Source organism: Streptomyces coeruleoprunus (assembly GCF_039542925.1).
Lineage (GTDB): Bacteria > Actinomycetota > Actinomycetes > Streptomycetales > Streptomycetaceae > Streptomyces > Streptomyces coeruleoprunus.
This window is the reverse complement of the sequence record NZ_BAABIT010000001.1, coordinates 3970501-3990145: the sequence shown is the minus strand read 5'-3', so window position 1 is coordinate 3990145 and position 19645 is coordinate 3970501. Positions and strand designations below refer to the sequence as shown.

At 70.7% G+C, this 19645-nt stretch carries 14 protein-coding genes and 1 pseudogene; 9 read left to right on the top strand and 6 right to left on the bottom strand.

The window, feature by feature from the left end; all coding sequences use genetic code 11:
- Window positions 1–10: 10 nt before the first annotated feature.
- The 5 genes from ABEB09_RS17750 to ABEB09_RS17730 form a co-directional block, all read right to left on the bottom strand.
- Window positions 11–544, bottom strand: a complete 534-nt coding sequence (locus ABEB09_RS17750) for a GNAT family N-acetyltransferase (protein ID WP_345690897.1) — start codon at window positions 542–544, stop codon at window positions 11–13.
- A complete protein-coding gene (locus ABEB09_RS17745) occupies window positions 541–1428 on the bottom strand; it encodes a protein kinase domain-containing protein (RefSeq protein ID WP_345690896.1) in 888 nt (295 codons plus the stop codon). The genes ABEB09_RS17750 and ABEB09_RS17745 overlap by 4 nt, the downstream gene beginning before the upstream one ends.
- The gene (locus tag ABEB09_RS17740) at window positions 1425–2045 is read right to left on the bottom strand and encodes a DUF6875 domain-containing protein (protein ID WP_380841277.1); all 621 of its coding nucleotides are present in this window, start codon (window positions 2043–2045) and stop codon (window positions 1425–1427) included. Before ABEB09_RS17740 ends, ABEB09_RS17745 begins: the two co-directional genes overlap by 4 nt.
- Window positions 2045–2464, bottom strand: a complete 420-nt coding sequence (locus ABEB09_RS17735) for a hypothetical protein (RefSeq protein ID WP_345690894.1) — start codon at window positions 2462–2464, stop codon at window positions 2045–2047. Before ABEB09_RS17735 ends, ABEB09_RS17740 begins: the two co-directional genes overlap by 1 nt.
- 376 nt (window positions 2465–2840) lie before the next feature.
- A complete protein-coding gene (locus ABEB09_RS17730) occupies window positions 2841–3194 on the bottom strand; it encodes a hypothetical protein (RefSeq protein ID WP_345690893.1) in 354 nt (117 codons plus the stop codon).
- A 243-nt stretch (window positions 3195–3437) separates the two neighbouring features.
- Between ABEB09_RS17730 and ABEB09_RS17725 the strand changes: the two genes are divergently transcribed.
- Genes ABEB09_RS17725 through ABEB09_RS17715 form a run of 3 tightly spaced genes read left to right on the top strand, consistent with a single transcriptional unit; the run spans window position 3438 to window position 5511 of the window.
- Window positions 3438–4691 (top strand): helix-turn-helix domain-containing protein, encoded by a 1254-nt coding sequence (locus ABEB09_RS17725; RefSeq protein ID WP_345690892.1) that lies wholly within the window; start codon window positions 3438–3440, stop codon window positions 4689–4691.
- The gene (locus ABEB09_RS17720; RefSeq protein ID WP_345690891.1) at window positions 4676–5203 is read left to right on the top strand and encodes a GNAT family N-acetyltransferase; all 528 of its coding nucleotides are present in this window, start codon (window positions 4676–4678) and stop codon (window positions 5201–5203) included. The genes ABEB09_RS17725 and ABEB09_RS17720 overlap by 16 nt, the downstream gene beginning before the upstream one ends.
- A 59-nt stretch (window positions 5204–5262) precedes the next feature.
- A complete protein-coding gene (locus ABEB09_RS17715) occupies window positions 5263–5511 on the top strand; it encodes a DUF6087 family protein (protein ID WP_345690890.1) in 249 nt (82 codons plus the stop codon).
- Between the two features lie 48 nt (window positions 5512–5559).
- Here ABEB09_RS17715 and ABEB09_RS17710 read toward each other — a convergent pair whose 3' ends face one another.
- Window positions 5560–5796, bottom strand: a complete 237-nt coding sequence (locus tag ABEB09_RS17710) for a winged helix-turn-helix domain-containing protein (RefSeq protein ID WP_345690889.1) — start codon at window positions 5794–5796, stop codon at window positions 5560–5562.
- A 270-nt stretch (window positions 5797–6066) separates the two neighbouring features.
- Between ABEB09_RS17710 and ABEB09_RS17705 the strand changes: the two genes are divergently transcribed.
- The 6 genes and pseudogenes from ABEB09_RS17705 to ABEB09_RS17685 all read left to right on the top strand — a co-directional run bounded on the left by ABEB09_RS17705 (window position 6067) and on the right by ABEB09_RS17685 (window position 19581).
- A complete protein-coding gene (locus ABEB09_RS17705; protein ID WP_345690888.1) occupies window positions 6067–6300 on the top strand; it encodes a hypothetical protein in 234 nt (77 codons plus the stop codon).
- A 421-nt stretch (window positions 6301–6721) separates the two neighbouring features.
- Entirely contained in the window at window positions 6722–7108 is a 387-nt protein-coding gene (locus ABEB09_RS17700; RefSeq protein WP_345690887.1) for a GntR family transcriptional regulator, read from the top strand.
- Window positions 7105–7999, top strand: a pseudogene (locus ABEB09_RS17695) (ABC transporter ATP-binding protein). Before ABEB09_RS17700 ends, ABEB09_RS17695 begins: the two are co-directional and overlap by 4 nt.
- Window positions 7996–8961, top strand: a complete 966-nt coding sequence (locus ABEB09_RS34970; protein ID WP_380841255.1) for an ABC-2 transporter permease — start codon at window positions 7996–7998, stop codon at window positions 8959–8961. The pseudogene ABEB09_RS17695 and the gene ABEB09_RS34970 overlap by 4 nt, the downstream one beginning before the upstream one ends.
- A 199-nt stretch (window positions 8962–9160) precedes the next feature.
- Window positions 9161–12919, top strand: a complete 3759-nt coding sequence (locus tag ABEB09_RS17690) for a LamG-like jellyroll fold domain-containing protein (RefSeq protein ID WP_345690886.1) — start codon at window positions 9161–9163, stop codon at window positions 12917–12919.
- A gap of 113 nt (window positions 12920–13032) precedes the next feature.
- The gene (locus ABEB09_RS17685) at window positions 13033–19581 is read left to right on the top strand and encodes an RHS repeat-associated core domain-containing protein (protein ID WP_345690885.1); all 6549 of its coding nucleotides are present in this window, start codon (window positions 13033–13035) and stop codon (window positions 19579–19581) included.
- Window positions 19582–19645: the final 64 nt, after the last annotated feature.

The window sequence follows — 19645 nt, the reverse complement described above, 5'->3', positions numbered from 1 at the left end:
ACAGCGCCTCCTACGGCTCGCAGCGGGCCTCACCGGCGCTTTGGGTGGTGGACGGTCCCCGGAACGCGTACACCGGGTACGGCACGATCACCCCGTCAGTGGTGTGCAGCTCTGATGTGCCGATGCACTCGAACCCGGCTTTGGTCAGGACGCGTCCGGAGGCGAGGTTGCGCGGGTGGTGCTTGGCCTCCAGGCGCTTCAGGCCGGCAGTGGTGAACGCGAATTCGACGACTCGCTCGGCGGCTTCGGTGGCGTAGCCGCTGTTCCAGGCGTCCTCGCGCAGGATGTAACTCAGGGTTCCAACGCCCGGTTCGCGGATGCGCAGGGACATGACGCCAAGCAGGTCGTCGTCCTCCGCGAGGACGATGCCGAAGTCCCAGCGGCGCCGGGGAACCTCCTCGGCCAGTTCCAGGGCCTTGGCGACGCGCTCGCGGGCCTCCTCAGCCGTGTAGGGCCGGTCATGCGTGAACCGTACGGAGGCGCCGCTGTAGATCCGCTGGATTGCCGGGACATCATCCATGGCCAGGTCCCGCAGCGTGATCATCCCGCGCCCCTGGCGAGCATGTCGGCAACATCGGCGGCCGTGGGGCGGTCTTCGGCGGACGGCGCCATGCAGGCGGTAATGACGTGCTCAAACTCCGGGAACGACCACGGCAGGGCCTCTCCCAGGGAGACCGTACGGCCCTGAGCGATCACCCGGAGCTTGGTCCTACGGTCGGCGGCATCCTCGTAGGACACGGGTCGCTGCCCGGTCCAGCACCAGAAAAGCGAGGCGCCCAGACCCCAGACGTCGGCCGGCGGACGGGCCTGGATATGGGTGTCGTCGCTCGTGGAGAGGATCGCGTCGGCGATCTCGGGGGCGGTGGTGTGGGTGATCGCGCCCCGGTAGGGGATGCGGTCTTCGGCCGGGCCACAGGAAAGGGCGTAGTCGATGATCGCCGCGCGGCCACCGCTCATGACGAGGGTGTTGGTGGGCTGGACGTCGGCGTGCGCCCAGTGAGCGGCGTGAAGCCGTGCGAGACGCTGCGCCCAAGTGCGGGCGGTGCCCAGCATCCACGACCGTACGGAGGGGCGATCCCCCTCTGGACCGCGAGCCGGGGCGAACGCTCGCCACAGCGGGACGCCGTCGATCCAGCGCACAGCCAGCCACCGGCCGCCCTCCCACGCTCCGGCGTCGACCCGGTACCCGGGACTCAAGGCGCCCACCTGCATAAGGCACAGGAGGTGGCGGTCCTCCTGGGCCATCTCGGCGGCCTTGTCGCGGGCCTCGTCACTCTCGGGGTTGTTGGCCTTCAGCGCCACCGCGCCCCGCGGGCCGTGGACCTTCCAGGCCCGTGAGCCGCGCCGGTCGCTGAGGAGATCAGCGGCGACCGGCGACCCGATCCGTTCGGCCAAGGGTTCGACCGCCTCGCGCGGGGGCGCCGTCATGCCAGAAGCCCCTTCGCCCATGCTCGTACCGCCTTCCACTCCTGCGGGAGATCCTCGAACACGTCTCGCCCGTCGTCCACCGCGACCGCCAAGGCTGCGGCGAGGTCCGGTGTCGCTGCCAGGAAACGCGGGTCGCGGGGACGGACTGCCACCCGCACCGGGAGGAACGACACCGGCGGCACCGTGATACCGCGACCATCCCCGTTGGTTCGCTGCTCGCCCGCGTGGAACTTACCGATCATCAGCCCCACCGGTCCGTAGAGGTTCTTCAGTGCCCAGTGCGGCCACGTAAGCAGTTCCGCGTGAGAGCCGAGGACCATGATGTTCTCGCAGACGAGGCCGCCGTGCCGTCGCACGGCCAGCGGGCGCACCCATTCGGCGGCCTGCACCCCGGCGTGGAAAACTTCCGCTTCGACGTCCTCGGCCTCGCCCTCAGCCTCGTACACGGTCCAGCCTGTTAGCCCTCGCTCCACCGAAGGCGCAAGGTAGGGGCAGTAGGTATAGATCGCTTCCATGTAGGGCGCGATGTCCACGGCCTTCGGGTCGGTCGTACGGGCCTCAACGAGGCGGAGCGCCCCAGCGGTAGGCCGGAGCGCGCCGTCAGCGTGCGCGGTGATCACCGCGCGGTAGCCTTCCCCCGCTTCGGAACGACGTCGTCGCCGTCCCCGGTGGTGGGAGTGCAGTCCCATTCGGCGACCACGGTGCCAGTTTCCCGGTAGCGGGCCAGCGCCCTCTCGTCGACCTGGCCGTCCTTGTTGGTGAACCAGATCTCGGGCAGAGAGCCGTACATCTCCTCATACGCGCCCACCCAGGAGATCTCTCCGACCCCGCTGAGAGGCGCGTGGCCGAGCAGCATGCCGGCCGTCGCGACGCAGAACTCCCTGTACTCCGGGGTCTGGAGCATCTGGTGCCATTCCATGTCGATGGCCTCGGAGAACATCTCCAAGGGGGTCGTGTCGCCGTCGCGGAAGCGGTTCCCGGTGACGGTGAAGAATCGGCCCAGCTCAACGCGCTGGGGGCTGAGGATGGTGCTCATGGTGGTGCTCCTCTCGATCGTTTCACGTGGTGCTCTGGGTGTGGCACCGGCCGCTCTCAGGGGAAAGCGACCGGTGCCGGACCGCCCGGCTCGACCTGTCCAGGGCTCTTCCGGGCGGAGCCTTTGGGGTTTTCCAGCGGCCGTACCGGCCATGGCCAGGGAGACGACCAGGGTGCTGACGACCACGGCGTATGTGCGGACTGCTCCTTGCTGGCGCACCGGACTCATGCCTGATCGTCATCGAGGTGCCGGTGCAGGCGTACGTTCGCGTCGGAGACCCCGGATCCGTCCCCGCGGCTCGGTCCCGGTGAAGGCGCTCCAGATGGGCGCAGCCAGCGCAGCCGGATTCCGGCCGGGGCCAGTCGGCCCGGCGCGGTCACCGGACGATTCCTTGGGTCGCGGAAGAGGTGAAGCGGGCGAGGATGTCGGCGCCCCTCGCGATCAGGCGAAGAGCTTCGGCCGGGTCACTGAGGCCCTTGTGACGGCCCTCCGCGATCTCCATGGCCTGACCGACCGTCGTGACCACTTGGGCCCGCCTGCTCTCGTCCGGCAGCAGCGCGGCCCAGTCGCGGACCGTGGGGGCCATGTCCCTGATGTAGCCGCACAGTCGCTGTCGAAGCGCGGCGACGAGCTCACCGTGTGCACGGCCGTGACCAGCCAGAGCTATCGCCAGGGCCGTGTCCTGGCGTACCTCGCCGAGATTGGGCAGAGCGGGAGTTTCTGGCGTCATGGTCACGGGTCATCCCTCCGAGTGGGACGCCCGGCCCCATCGAGCGACGTGGGGTCGGACTCTCCTCCAAGCCACCGAGCGAGGAGCCTGGAGATGCCCGGCGGCGTACACCAAGTCAACGGCCGACGGCTCGTGGGCGACAGGAAAAGTCGCGGTCCAGGTGCTTACTCATAACCGGAAGACTTTGCGTTCCCATTACCTATGGTCTGGTTCGGAGGGCAAGTGCGCGGCTACGTTCGCTCTGTGGCCGTCAACGCCGAACTCAAAAAGCGGATGCGCGAACTGGGCCTCACTCAAGAGGAGTTGGCACGTCAGATGAATGCTGCGCTGGCGGAGCTCACGGGACGTCCCGGCGACGTCTCAGCGCGTACGGTCCGGAACCTGGTGAATGGGGCGTCAAGACGTCCCATCGGCCGTACCCGCGTTGCGCTGGAGAGAGTGTTCGGCTGCGCCGCCGAAGACTTAGGGTTCAGCCCACTACGCACCGCAGTACCGCAGGAGGACCCCGTGCGGCGTCGCACGTTCATCACTTCGGCCGCTGGAACCACAGCCGCCGCGGCGATGCCCTTTCTGTCGCAGCGTCGCACAGTGGGAATGTCTGACGTGAGCAGGGACGCTGCTGGCTTGGCCGAACTGGTGGCAACGGACGACCACCAAGGTGGTCATGCGGAATTGGAGAAGCGGGCCGTTGCAGGGCGCGCCGGCGTGCTGGAACTCCAGGACCGAAACGCCACTGAGAGCGTACGCCGCTCCCTCTTCGCCATGGCCGCCGAATACACCACCATCGCCGCCTGGTCCTGCATCGACGCCCGCGCACTCGACCGTGCCCAGCAGTACCTCCACGAGGCCACCACGTACGCTGGGCTGTCCCAGGACAGCCACACGGAAGTGCACGTGTGGATCAATATGACGATGCTCGCCTACCAGCGCCGTAACTGGCCCGAGACGCTGGCAGCAGCGCAAGCCGCACAGGCAACTCGTGCAGCCCGCCGTGATCCCTTCTATGGATCGATGGGGCACATACGGACCTCCCTGGGATACGCCGTCCTGGGAGACGGCCGCGCCGCCCTGCGGTCCCTCGGCACCGCCCGCGACACCCTGGACAAGGCGTCGGAAGGTGAACGCCCCCGGTGGACCGCGTTCTACGGGGCCGCCGAAGTCGATCACCTCGCGTCCGTCGTCCACAGCCATGTCGGAGAGCACGCCCGCGCGGAGGCCACCGCCCATCGCGCCCTCGCCAGGATCCCGCCTGCATTCCGCCGTAACCGCGCCTTGGCGACAGCTCGGCTAGCCCTTGCGCAGCTCCACCAGGGAGATGCCGAACTTGCCACCGCCACCGCTGCAGACGTATTCGCCATCATGGATGGCGATCCCCTGCCCGGCCGCATGCGGACCCTGATTGGTGACTTCCACCGCGACCTGTTCACTCTGGCCCCCTCCACCACTTACGCCCGGGAGTGGGGCGACCGTATGCGATCCGAATGGAGCCGAGTGTGATCACCTTGCGGCAATACCAGTACGACGGCTTGCCGGACGGGTTCCGGCAGCTCCTTGTCGATGTACATGCCGACGCCTACGCCGACCAGATGGACGACCCCTTCCACCAGCGCTTCGCCTGGTTCGTCGACCACTGGAGCGCCATGGACGGCTTCTCGTCCGTCGTCGCCTACGACGATGAGGAGCCGGTCGGGTTCGCCTACGGAGCGCCCCTCGCGCCGGGACGGGAATGGTGGCGTTCCACAGAATTCGAGCCGAATAACGGCTATACGTCCACGTACGCGGTTTCTGAGGTCATGGTGCGGCCTCGGTGGCGGAAGCAAGGAATCTCCGGTCAATTGCACGAAACGCTACTCAAAGACCGGAGCGAGGACCTGGCCGTGCTGCTGGTCGACGTGACCCACCCCAAGGTCCAAAACCTCTACGAGTCCTGGGGATACGCGAAGGTTGGAGAGCAGCGGCCCTTCGCCGACTCCCCGCTGTACGCCGTCATGGTGAGGTCTTTGCACTGACTCCAGAAGATGACGAAGTCCCCGGCCGTCGAGATGCCGACCGCACGGGGGCGGGGCTGATGGCGATGGACCCTGCCGAGGACGAACCGCTGGCCGCGTGGGCCGCCCGGCGGGATGGCCGGCGTTCGTCGGACGCCGAGATCATCGGCACCCGCCGCGCCGATCCGCTCCTGCCCGGACGGCAGCGCGCGTCCCACATCGCGCCGCATCCTCCCCGACTTCTGCTGGAGCTGAGCGAGCACGGTTGGGAGACGGTCCGGGTCGCCGAGAACGCGGAACAGGCCGTCGAGTTCCTTGCAGGCGGCTGATCACTGAAGGGCACTCGGCCGACGAACACCGCGCTGGTCGCCCGCCCGCTATTCGTCGGCCGAGCCGATCACGTACGTGCCCTTGGCGGGCAGCGTCGCGACCAGGCCCCGGCTCCTGAGTTCGGCGATCGCGCGGCGCACGGTGCCGATGCTCACCTTGTACAAATCGGTCATGGCTCGCTCGCCCGGCAGGGCGGCGCCTTTTGGCAGCTTGCCAGAGGCGATCTCAGCGGCAATGACATCCGCCAGCTTCACGTACTCGTAACGCGGGAGACCATCGCTCATCTCTCTACAGTGACGCGGCCATCTGCGGCCCGCATCAGGGGAACGCGTCTCGCCGCGTCCGGACGCAGAGGGACGCGGTGGGGTGTAGAGGGACGCGGTTATGGGTGCGCTCGGAACGCAAAGACCCCGGCGACGGCGGCATCCGTCCCGGGGCGCGGCCGATCTGTGCACATAGGAGCAGACCGACATGACATCCATGCGCTCGCCCTCTGGGCGAGGCTGCTGTTCGCATCACCTCACTCCAGCAGGTTGCGCCGGGCGCAACCCGCGATGCGGGCGCCGCAGGCCGTCCGCCCCCACCCCCTGCCCACGCCCCGCTCCCCCTACGGGCTCGACCTGCCGCTCAACGGTGAGGAGAGCGCGCTCGTCCGGCCGTACCTGCGCGCCCACGAGGACCAGCAGGTGCGCGCCCGCCAGCGGCAGCGGCAGCTCGCGCTGGTGCTCGCCGCCGACTTCGGCATCGACCTCGACGCGCACCTCTTCGCCGCCGAGGGGGCGGCATGACGAGCGGCCGCCGACGCCCTGTCCGGATGTGTGTGAAGTGTGGCGCGGTCACGGACTCCCCGATCGCCGTCTCCGAGGTCCATGTCGCCTCGGGGCCCGGCTTCACCGTGTACGCCTGCCCGGCCTGCGCGCCGCAGCCGGCCCCGCACGATGGCCGGCTCACCAGTGGCACCCGCGTCATGGACACCTTTCGCATGAAGGTCGCCGTCGTCGACGGGCCCGCCGACCCACACGGGTGGTACACGCTCAGCGGTGAGTACGTCGACGGGTCCTGGAAGGCGCGAGCCTGGACCCTCGTTCCGTTGCCGCCACTCCGTGGCCAGCGGTAGACCGCCGAACCGTCCTCGGGGTGCTGTCAGTTGACAGCACCCCTTCCCTTGATCATGCTTTCACTACTCAATTAGTGAAAGGGGGAACTCGCGTGCTCGCCTACCGGATCGACCGGCGCAGCGGCGTCGCCACGTACCTCCAGATCGTGCAGCAGACCAAGGAAGCCCTCCGGCTCGGCCTGCTCGAGCCCGGGGACAAGCTGCCCACCGCCCGGGAGGTGGTCGAGGCGACCGCCATCAACCCGAACACCGTGCTCAAGGCCTACCGCGAGCTGGAGCGCGAAGGGCTCGTCGAGGCCCGCCGCGGCCTCGGCACCTTCGTCCGCCGCACGCTCGGCGCCGCCCCGGCCGACTCGCCGCTCCGCGCCGAACTGGCCGACTGGGCCGCGCGCGCCCGCCGCGCCGGGCTGGAGCGGGACGACGTGGCGGCGCTCTTCAACGCCGTACTGGAACAGACCTATACGAGGGACGAGACATGACGCCGACCGCTTTCGAGGCGCACGGCCTCGCTCACCGGTACCGAGGGAAGCCCGCCCTCGAGGACTGCACCTTCCGGCTCGCCGCCGGACACGTCTGTGCGCTGGTCGGCCCCAACGGGGCCGGCAAGTCGACCCTCCTCGCGCTCGCGGCCGGGCTGCTGCGCCCCACCCGCGGCACTGTCCGCGTCCTCGGCACCGACCCGGCCTCCGCCCGCGAGCGCCTCGCGTACGTCGCCCAGGACAAGCCCCTGTACCCCCAGCTGACGGTCGGTGAGACGCTCCGCTTGGGCGGGGAGCTCAACCCGGGCCGCTGGGACGCCCGGGCGGCAGCCGACATCGCCGCACCCCTGGACCGCGCAGCCCGCGTGCGGAGCCTGTCGGGTGGGCAGCGCACCCGGCTCGCCCTGGCCCTCGCGCTCGGCAAGCGGCCCGAACTCCTCCTGCTGGACGAGCCCATGGCCGACCTCGACCCGCTGGCCCGGCACCAGTTGATGGGCGCGCTCATGGCGGACGCCGCCGAGCGCGGCACCACCGTCGTGATGTCCTCCCACATCCTCACGGAACTGGAGGGCGCCTGCGACCACCTGCTGCTGGTCGACGGAGGGCGGGTGCGACTCGGCGGACCCGTCGACGACCTGCTCACCGCGCACACCCTCGTCACCGGCCCGGCGGCCGAGGCGGACGAGGCCCTCTCCCCGTACACCGTCGTCGAGACCCGTACGACGGGCCGCCAGGCCAGCGCGCTGATACGGCGCGAGAGCGGCGCCGTACCGCCGCCCGCCTCGTGGCAGGCGGCCGAACCCACCCTGGAGGAACTGTTGCTCTCCCATCTGCGCCCCCGGGGCCCCCGCCCTGCTGATGGACCAGCCCGAAAGGAAGACCGCCGCGTGAGCGTACTGACTCCGACGGGCCCGCGCTGGGCCGTCGTACGGCAGCACCACCGCCCCGTACGGGTGGCCGCCGCCCTGCTGGGCGCGGTACTGGCGCTCGCCGCCGGGCTGCGCGTGTGGGTGGCCTTCGCGCGTGACGAGGCGGCCTGCGCGGCCGGCGACACCCTGGGCTGCGAGGAGCGGATCTTCAACGGGCAGGGCACGCCGTCGGGTCTGCTCCGGCTCACCCTGGAGCTGCTCTCGGTGGGCCTGCCGTTCCTGCCGCTGCTCGTCGGCGCGTTCGTCGCCGGACCGATGATCGCGCGTGAGCTGGAGAGCGGCACGTACAAACTGGCCTGGACCCAGTCGGTCACGCCCGCGCGCTGGCTGGCCACGAAGCTGGCGTTCGCCGGCGGCGTCGTGGCGGCCGCGACCGTGCTGGTCACCGTGGTCTACCGAGCCACGCTGGGGCCGGTGGCCACGTACGCCCTCACCTGGCACGACCGGGGCGGCTTCATGGCCCAGGGGCCGACCCTCGCCGCGTACTGCCTGCTCGGCGTCGCCGTCGGCGCCCTCGTCGGCCAGCTGGTCCGCCGCAGCATCGCCGCCATGGCCGTCACCGGCCTGGTCACGGGCGTCGTGGTGCTGGTGCTGGGCGCGCTGCGCTGGGACCTGTGGCCCACCGTGACCAGCACCTCCGGCGACCCGTCGCGGGCCACCGGCTTCCCCGCACCGGAGGACGCGCTCCCCCTCGACTCCGGGTTCCTCACCGTGAACGGCGACCGTGTGCCGTACGGGAGCTGCTGGCGCTCCGGCGGCTTCGACGGCTGCGCGAACAGGGCCGACATCACCGGGAAGTACGTCGAGTACCACCCCGCCGCCCACTTCTGGAACATCCAGCTCGTGGAGTGCGGCATCGTCCTCGCGCTCACCGCACTGGCGGCCTTCCTCGCGTTCCGGGCGCTGCGGCGACTGCACGCCTGACGCGAGGGCGACTGACGCCGTCTTGTCCGGCTTGGTTCCACTTCCCTGATCACACTTTCATCACGAGTTACTTCTGTCACGCTTCCCTCCCACCGTCGAGGACAACGATCCGCGCAAGTGACCGAATTTGATCCATGGGGTGGGAATGAGACGGACACAACCCGTCGAGCACGCCAGACGCCGGCCGACGCATCGCCTCATGGCGGTGGCGACGGCGACCGCCGTGCTGGCGACGTTGCCCGCGCTGGGCGCGCTGCCGTCCGCCGCCGCGGCCGAACAGAGCCCGCGCCTCTCCGAAGGGGCGCGGGCTCTTGCCATGGCGAAGGCGTCCGGCAAGCGGGTGGAGGTGACCGGGGAGCGGACGGAACGCACCACCGTCTTCGCCAACCCGGACGGCCTCACCTTCACTCTGGAGGAGTCGGCCGTCCCGGTCCGCGTGGCCGGACCGGACGGCGGCTGGCGGACGCCGGACGCGACCCTGGAGCGGCGTGCGGACGGCACGGTCGGCCCCAAGGCGGCCGCAGCGGAGATGGTGTTCTCCGGCGGCGGTGACAAGGCGCCGCTGGTGTCGATCGCCGACAGGGGCCGCACGCTCGCGCTGGACTGGCCGGGCCGATTGCCCGAGCCTCGGCTCGACGGGGCGAGCGCCCTGTACCGCGACGTCCTGCCGGACATCGACCTGAAGGTGACCGCGACAGTGGAGGGCTTCCAGCACGTGCTGGTGGTCAAGACCCCGAAGGCGGCGGCCGACGCGAAGCTGAAGGAGCTGACCTTCGGCCTGCGCACCGCCGGCGGGCTCACCGTCCGGAAGAACGAGCGCGGCGCGCTGGCCGCGGTCGACGCGACCGGGCAGACCGTCTTCCGGGCGCCGACCGCGCAGATGTGGAACTCGGCGGGCAAGGCCGCCCAGGAGCGCCGCCTCAAGGCCGGCGTGACGCCCGCCCGCCCCCAGCCGGCCCCGGCGGCGCAACCGCCCCTGAACGAGGCCGACATCCCCGGGACGCGGCCCGCGGTGGCCGGACCGCCCGCCACCGCCCAGGCCACCCCGCCCGCCTCCGGCACGCCCGTCAAGGCCGCCGAGGCCCCCGCCTCCGCCACCGGCCTGGAGCCGGGCCAGGGCGACGAGGTCGCCCGCATGGGCGTGAAGGTGACGAAGGACTCGCTCTCGGTCGTCCCGGACGCCGCGCTGCTGGCCCGTACGCCCGCCGCCGCGTTCCCCGTCTACATCGACCCCACCGTCACCTGGGGCGAGTCCGAGCGGACCCTGCTGCGCAGCGACGGCTACGAGTCGTACGGCTGGACCAACGGCGACGACGGCCTCGGCAAGGGCGCCGGCAAGTGCGGCACCTGGAACGGCTACTACTGCGGCCCGGGCTACGTGCAGCGCCTGTACTTCGAGTTCTCGCCCGAGAGCCTGAAGGGCAAGCACGTCCTCGACGCCACCTTCCGCGTCACCGAGCCGTGGGCCTTCCAGTGCGACCCGCGCTGGGTCGACCTGGTCCGTACGGACAACATCTCCTCCTCCACCACCTGGACGAGCAGGCCGACGCGGCTGGACCTGATGGGCGACCGGTACGTCTCCGCGGGCCGCGGCTCGCTGTGCGACCCCGACTCCCCGGACGCGCCCATCGAGTTCAACGACAACCCGGAGGAGACGGACGAGAACCTCACCCCGACCGTGCGGTCCTTCGCGGCGGGCAAGTTCGCCCGGCTGACCCTGGAGATCCGCGCCAAGGACGAGACGGACACCGCGGCCTGGAAGCGCTTCAAGAACGACGCCGTGCTCGCCGTCACCTTCGTCGGGCTGCCCGAGAAGCCGTCGTCCATCGGCCTGGTGACCGGGTCGGGCACCACCTGCTCCACGACGGAGTCCAACCCTTCGATCGTCTCGGACCCGACCCCGGCGCTGACCGCCACCGCGCAGACCAAGTCCGGCGGTGAGAGCGGCGCCCAGCTCCGCGTCGCGTTCGACCTCGATCAGAAGAACACCGACGGCACCTGGGGCGACACCGCGGCCGGCGCCGGTGACGTGCGACCCTCCACCGGCTACGTCGGCGACAACACGAAGGTGACGATGTCCTGGTCGACCCTGACCGAGGGCAAGCTCTACCGGTACCGCGCCTGGGTCCGCTCGTACTACGACAACGGCACCGACTACCTCTCCGGTCCCTCCAACGCCTCGACGACCGGCTGGTGCTACTTCAAGGTCGACCCCACCGCGCCCAAGGCGCCCACGATCGTCTTCGGCACCCCGTACACCGAGTGCACCACCAACGCCTGCGCGGCCAAGGGCGGCCCCGGCGTCAAGGGCACCTGGACCTTCAAGGCCGCCACCGGGGACACCAACAACGTCTCCTACCAGTACCACCTGTCCTCGACGTCGACGTACCCGACGGCGACGGGCTCCGCCCCGACCGTGACCATCACGCCGGAGCGCTCCGGCACGTACACCCTGTGGGCGCGGGCCAAGGACAACGTCGGCCGGTACGGGGCGTGGAACGCGGTCGACTTCCTCGTCGCGGCCGGCGCGGGACCCGTCGCCAAGTACCACTTCGACGAGGCGAGCGGCGTGGCCGTCGACTCCGCCACCACCGGAACCACCCGCCACCCGGCGACCCTCGCCGCCGGTGCCGTACGGGACGACCGCGGCCGCCGCGGCCTGATCACGCACGACGCCACCGGCCAGCCCCTGGCCACCCCGGTCACCGACAAGGGCGTCCGGATGGACGGCTCCACCGGCTGGGCGTCCACGTCCGGACCGGTCCTGGAGACCCGCTCGTCGTACACGGTCTCCGCGTGGGCGTGGGTCGACCCGGCGACGACGAAGACCGTCACGGTGCTGAGCCAGACGCCGGACACGACCAGCCCGTACACCCAGAAGTACAGCCCGTTCATCGTCTCGTACAGCGGCTCCAAGTGGAGCCTGCGGGTCTTCTCCACCGAGGGCACCTTCACCCGTGAGGCCGCCACGCCGTCCGGCATCCACAACAAGGGCGTGTGGACGCATGTCGCCGGGGTGCACGACGCGACCGCCAAGAAGGTCCACCTGTACGTGAACGGGCAGCTGCAGGCGTCCGTCGACGCCGGTACGCCGTGGTCGGCCGACGGCAGCATGGAGATCGGCCGCGTCATGTACGCGGACACCTACGTGGACCAGTTCCACGGCTCCATCGACGAGGTCTCCGCCTGGCAGCGCGCGCTGACCGCCAAGGAGATCGCCGACGAGGCCAGGACGCTCACCTCGGCCGGGTACGCGGGCCTGGAGCTGGTCGCCGACTGGCGGGCCCCCGACGGTAGCGGCACCACGGTCCCGGACACGTCCTCCGGCTACGGCAAGGCCCTGACGCTGGGCGGCGGCGCCTCCCTGGTCAACGGCGAGATCGTGCTGGACGGCGTCGACGACTACGCCATGTCGCCGATCAACGCCGCCGTGGTCGAAGGCACCGGCGCGTTCACCATGACGACCACGGTGTCCCTGGACGGCGCGAAGCTGGCCTCGAAGCCGATCGGTTACGTCGGCAGGGTGCTGGGCCAGCGCAGCAACACCGGCGGGTCGTACGGCTTCTGGTACGAGGTGACCGGGAAGAGCACCGTGCTGGACGAGGAGACCCTCGAAGAGCGCACCGTCCCGGTCGGCAAGTGGCACTTCGGGCCCCGCAACGCCGACGGCACGCACACGTCCGTGGTGTCCGACGAGGTCGCCGCACTCGACAGCCCCGTACGGCTGACCGGCGTCCACGACCCGATCGCCGGCACCATGCGCCTCTACCTCGGCCACAACCAGAACGGCGACGACACCGCGTACACCGCTCTGCTCGGGTCCTACGAGGTGTCCGTCGGCCGTGCCTGGAACGGCTCGGCCTGGATCGACCACCTGCCGGCCCGCATCGGCGAGGTCCGCGTCTTCGCGGGCGCCGTCGCCGGGCCCGAACAGATCACCTCCCACATCGGGGACTGACGCCCCGCACGCGTACGGGCCGCGGCCGGCACCGGCCGCGGCCCGTACCTCCACGGACGACCGGTCCCCGTCGGGGGCCGGTTCTTTCAACCACTCAGGTGAGAAGGGCAGACATGTCCTTGGACAAGATCAAAGCCAGATCCCGGCTCGCGGCGAGAGCCGCCGCCGACGGCGTCCGGCGGCACGGGCCACGCTCCGTGGCCACGGTGCTGTCCCTGGCCCTGACCGTTCCGACCGTGCTGTTCATCCCCACCGCGCAGGCCGCGGAGAACGGCGGCCTCGGCCGCCCCAAGGTGCCCGACAGCCGATCGAGCAAGGTACGGGAGGTGACCGGACTCGGCGCGAAGAAGGCCCGTGACCAGGTCGCCCGCGACAGGAAGGCCAACGAGGAGCAGGCCGCGCGCGCCCTGCGCGAGCAGCGCCGGGCCGCCTGGCCCAAGCAGGGCTCCGCGACCCTGCGCCTGGCCGGGGACGGCAGGGCGGCCGCCAAGAGCACGCCCGGCGGGCTGCCCCTGACCGTCCTGCCCGCCACCGGCAAGGACGCCCTCCCCGGCGGCACGGACACCCGCTTCACCGTGCTCGGCGCCGACGCCGCCGAGGCCGCCGGCGTCAACGGCGTGCTGTTCACCGGCACCGCCGACGCCGCGGGCCGTGCCCGGGTCGGCGTCGGCTACCAGGGCCTCGCCGGCGCGATGGGCGGCGGCTGGGCGGCTCGGCTGCGCCTGGTCCAGCTGCCCGCCTGCGCCCTGACCACGCCCGAGAAGCCCGAGTGCCGCAAGCAGACCCCGCTGCCCTCGGTCAACAACACCGCGGCGCAGACCGTCACGGCGCCGCTGGCCCTCCCCGAGGGCGGCGGCCTGGCCCCGCAGCTCGTCACCGCCGCCACCGCCACCACGTCGACGGCGGGCGTCTACGCCCTGTCCGCGTCCGGCACCGGCGAGGGCGAGGCGCCCAACGGCAGCGGCGACTACTCCGCGACGCCGCTGTCCCCGTCGGCGTCCTGGGAGGCCGGCGGCAGCTCCGGATCGTTCACCTGGACCCACGACTTCACGGTCCCGCCCGCCGCGGCCGGACCGGCGCCGAAGCTGTCCCTCGCGTACAGCTCCGGCAGTGTCGACGGCCGCAGCGCGACCACCAACAACCAGGCCACGTCGGTCGGTGACGGCTTCTCGCTGACCGAGTCGTTCATCGAGCGCACCTACGGCGACTGCGAGGACGACGGCCACGACGGCGTCCACGACCAGTGCTGGAAGTACGACAACGCCAAGCTCGTGCTCAACGGCAAGGCGTCCCTGCTCATCAAGGACGGCACGTCCGGCGAATGGCGGCTGGAGAACGACGACGCCTCCAAGGTCACCCGCTCGACCGGCGCCGTCAACGGCGACGACAACGGCGAGTACTGGACCGTCGTGACCGGTGAGGGCACCAAGTACGTCTTCGGCCTGGACAAGCTGGACGGCGCCACCACCCAGCGGACCAACTCCACCTGGACCGTGCCGGTATTCGGTGACGACTCGGGCGAGCCCGGCTACGCCCAAGGGACCAGCTTCTCCGGCCGCTCGCTGACCCAGGCGTGGCGCTGGAACCTCGACTACGTCGAGGACGTCCACGGCAACGCCGCCACGTACTGGTACGCCCAGGAGAACAACTTCTACCGGAAGAACAAGGCCACCACCGCCAACGCCGAGTACATCCGCGGTGGTTACCTCAAGGAGATCAAGTACGGTCTCCGCAAGGGCGCCCTGTTCACGGACACCGCCGATGCCAAGGTCACCTTCGGCTACGCCGAGCGCTGCACCGCCGCGGACTGCTCGTCGCTGACCGAGTCGACCGCGCACAACTGGCCGGACGTCCCGTTCGACGCCATCTGCTCCAGCGGCGAGAGCGACACCGACTGCTTCGCCATCGGCCCGTCGTTCTTCTCCCGCAAGCGGCTCACCACCGTCGACACGTCCTCGTGGGACGCGGTCACGTCCGCCTACGCGCCGGTGGACTCCTGGGCACTCACCCAGAAGTACCTGGACGGCGGCGACATCGGGGACTCGTCCGACCAGACGCTCGCCCTGATGTCGATCCAGCGGACCGCGAAGGCCGGCACGGCGATCACGGTGGACCCGATCTCGTTCACGTACCACATGCGGCCCAACCGTGTGGACGGCACGGACAACATCCTGCCGCTGACGCGCCCGCGCGTCTCCACCATCACCACGGAGACCGGCGGCATCACCACCGTCACCCTGTCGAGCCCCGAGTGTGTCCGCAGCGAGGTGACGGGCGCGGCCGAGGACACCAACACCCGCAGCTGCTACCCGCTGTACTGGAACATCAACGGCGCCGCCGACGCGTCCGTCGACTGGTTCCACAAGTACCGCGTCCTCGCGGTCACCGTCTCCGACCCGGCCGGCCAGAACGACGCCGTCGAGCACGCCTACAGCTACAGCGGCGCCGCCTGGCACTACAACGACGACCCGTTCGTCCCCAAGGCCGAGCGGACATGGTCCGACTGGCGCGGCTACCGCGAGGTCACCGAGTACAAGGGCGCCCTCAGCACCACCCGCTCCAAGACCGTGTCGCTCTACCTGCAGGGCATGCACGGCGACCAGAAGAAGGACGGCACCACCAAGTCCGTCAGCGTCGCCCCGCTGGCCTCACCCGCACTGGGCCTCGCCGCCCTCACGGACAGCAACCAGTACGCGGGCCACCTGCGCCAGAAAGTCACCTACGACGGTGCGACGGCGACCTCCGCCGAGTCCAGCGAGCCGTGGTCGTCGGAGACCGCACGGCAGAACGTGCCGGACGCGGGGGACCTCGTCGCCCGCTTCGTCGAGACGAAGAAGGACACCAAGCACACCTACCTGACCGTGCCGAAGACCTGGCGCTCCCGCACCACCGAGCGCGCCTTCGACGGCTACGGCATGGTCACCCAGGAGGAGGACCGCGGCGACGACGCCAAGAGCGGCGACGAGACCTGCACCCGCACCTGGTACGCCCGCAACGACACGGCCGGTCTGACCAGCCTGGTCTCGCGCAAGCGGGTCGTGGGCAGGCTCTGCTCGGTCGCGGACACCAGCCTGACGCTGCCGACGACCGCGGACACCCGCGGCGACGTCCTCTCGGACACCGCCACCGCGTACGACAACGCCACCTGGTCGACGTCCATGACGCCGGTGAAGGGTCTCAAGACCTGGACCGGCCGGACCAAGGGCTACGTCGGTACGACGCCCGGCTGGCAGACCGTCGAGACCACCGCGTACGACACCCTCGGCCGCGTCACCAGTGTCACCGACGCCGGCTCGTACACCACCTCCACCGCCTACACCCCGGCCACCGCCGGTCCGCTCACCAAGACGATCGTGACCGACCCGAAGGGCCACAGGATCACGACGTTCCTGGACCCTCGGCGCGGCCACGACCTGCGGATCTACGACGCGAACCTCAAGAAGACCGAGCTCGCGTACGACGCCCTGGGCCGGCTGACCGACGTGTGGCGGCCCAACCGCAACCGCGGCGCCGGGGACGGCCCGACGCAGAAGTTCGCCTACGGCGTGAGCGCCACCAAGCAGTCGTGGGTCTCGTCCTCGTCGCTGAAGGCGGACGGCACCACGTACAACACCTCGTACAAGATCTACGACGCGCTGCTGCGTCCCCTCCAGGAACAGTCGCCGAGCCCCGAGGGCGGGCGGATCCTCACCGACACCCGCTACGAGTCCCGCGGCCTGGCCTACGAGGAGCACGAGGAGATCTTCGACCCCGCGACGGCGCCCACCGGCACGTACACGCGCGCCGAGTACGGCGGGGCGCCGAAGCAGACGATGACCGTCTTCGACGGCGCCGAGCGCAGGACCAGCGCCAAGCTGCTGGTGTACGGCGTGGAGAAGTGGACGACCACGACCACGTACACCGGTGATTCGACGGCGACCACCGCCCAGCAGGGCGGCAGCGCCGTCCGCGTCGTCACCGACGCCCGGGGCCGCGACGTCGAGCGGCGTGAGTACGCGGGCGCGAGCCCCGCGGACGCCGAATTCGGCGGCGGGCTCGGCGGCACGTACGCCGCCGTGAGGTTCCAGCACGCGCTGGACGACAAGGAGCGCACGGTCACCGGGCCCGACGGCGCGGTCTGGACGTACGGGTACGACCTGTTCGGCCGCCAGACCAGTGTCACGGACCCGGACAAGGGCACGTCCCGGATGGAGTACGACGCCCTCGACCGGGTCGTCAAGAGCACCGACTCACGCGGCCGCAGCGTGCTGACCGGGTACGACGAGCTCGACCGGACCACCGCCACCTGGGACGGCGTCAAGGACGACGCCCATCTGCTGACGGAGCGCACGTACGACACGGTCCTGAAGGGTCTGCCCGGAGCGAGCACCCGGTACGTGGGCGGCAGGACGGGCAAGGCGTACACCAAGACGGTCACCGCCTACGACACGCTCGACCGCCCGGCGACCACGACCCTCACGCTCCCCGCCGATGACCCCCTGGTCGCCGCGGGCGCCCCGGCCACCGTGCAGTTCACGAGCGCCTACCGCCTCGACGGCACGCTCGGGAACAACGCCGAGCCGGCCCTCGGCGGCCTGCCCTCCGAAGTGATCAGCTACGGCTACACCCCGCTCGGCCAGGTCACCTCGATCACCGGCGCGACCGGCTACCTGCTGGACGCCGACTACTCGCCCACCGGCCGCGTCCAGCAGTACGCCCTGGGCACGGCGAACACGGAGTCGGCGAAGAAGGTGTACGTCACCAACCGGTACGAGGAGGGCACCGGACGCCTGCTCCGCAGCCATGTCACGGACCAGACCCACCCGTACATGCTGATGGACCTCAACTACACCTTCGACGACGCCGGGAACGTCACGGCCATCTCCGACCCGACCACCCTGGGCGGTTCGAGCGCGGCCGAGACCCAGTGCTTCCGGTATGACGGCAACCGCCGCCTCACCAGCGCCTGGACCCCGTCGTCGCAGAACTGCGCCGACACCCGCAGCGCGGGCAGCCTGTCGGGCCCGGCCCCGTACTGGACGGACTTCGCCTACAACGCCGCCGGCCAGCGCACCACGGAGACCCAGCACAAGGCGACCGGCGACACCACGACCACCTACTGCTACAAGGAGGGCCGCCCGCACCTGCTGTCGGGCACCAGCAGGACCGCGAACTGCACCACGCCGGAGACGCCGTACGGCTACGACACCTCCGGCAACACGACCACACGCCCCGGCACGTCCGCGGCGCAGAGCCTGCTCTGGTCCACCGAGGGCAGGCTGGAACGGCTCACGGAGAGCGGCAGGAGCACCGACTACGTCTACGACGCGGACGGCAAGCTCCTGATCCGCGCCACGCAGAACGGCGAGCGCGTCCTGTACACGGGCGGCACGGAGCTGCACCTGCGGGCCGACGGCACCACGTGGGCGCAGCGCTTCTACTCGTCCGGCAGTCTGCAGATCGCCGTCCGCAGCAACGAGTCCGGGAGCAACAAGCTCTCGTACCTCGCCGGTGACCACCAGGGCACCCAGAGCCTGGCGGTCGCCACGGACGCCGCACAGTCGTTCACCAAGCGCCGCATGACGCCGTTCGGCGCCGAGCGCGGCGCGGCGACGGGCGGGACCTGGCCGGACGACAAGGGGTTCCTCGGCAAGACCGCCGACAGGACGACGGGCCTGACCCACGTCGACGCACGTGAGTACGACCCGGGAATCGGCCAGTTCATCAGCGCGGACCCCAAGCTGAGCACCGAGCAGGCGCAGTCGCTGAACGGCTACGCGTACGCCAACAACAACCCGACGACCTTCGCCGACCCCACCGGCGAGAAGGTCCCCGAGTGCGACAACCCGCAGAAGTACGGCATCACGTGCCGGGGCGGCATCCCCGTCACGGACGGCGGTGGCGGAGGCGGGCAGTGCCCGAGCCTCAACAACCCGCAGTGCCCCGAGTACAACGGTGGCGGCGGAGGCGGCGGAGGCGGTGGCGGTGGCGGAGGCACCGCGTCGGGCGGCAACGGCGGCGGTGGCACCGTCTACTACGGCCCGCCCAGCTGCGGCGTGCCCCCGCTGGCGGCCTGCGGCGGCCCGGTGTACGGACCGCCCTCGCAGCCCCCGCTGAAGATGGGCCCGGACCCGGCTCCGATCTTCGCCTTCTCCGCCAACTGCGGCATCAAGGACGCCTGGAACTACGTGTGCAACGCCGGAAACGGGCTCATGACGTCCGGCGCGTACATCCAGGAGGGCTTCAGCGCGGCCGGCAATGTCACGTCGAAGGCCAAGGCGGACATGCGGTCCAACGCCAGGTCCAACCAGGTCCTCAAAGCCATGAGGAACAACCCGGGTCTGGCGCGGGTGGGCGCCATCGGCAACAGCAAGTGGATGCAGTACGGCGGCAAGGGGCTGCTGGTCGGCGGCGTCGCCTTCACGGCGTACTCGAACTACCAGTCCACCGGCGGGAACATCCCGCTGACCGCCGTGGAGACGGCGGTCGACACGGCCGTGGTCATCGGCGCGACCAAGCTGGGCGCGACGATCGGCGCGTCGATCGGCACGGCCATCGCGCCCGGCGTCGGCACCGTCGTGGGCGGGGCCATCGGCGCGGCCGCCGGCGCCGTCGGCGGCATCCTCTCGACCGGGCCGGTGAACAACGCCATATCGAGGGGGTGGAAGAAGCTCTTCGGCTGATCAGTCACCGAAAGTGACCGCCGGGTCGGCTCCGCAGCGCCACGTACGCTCGGAGCCGGCCCGG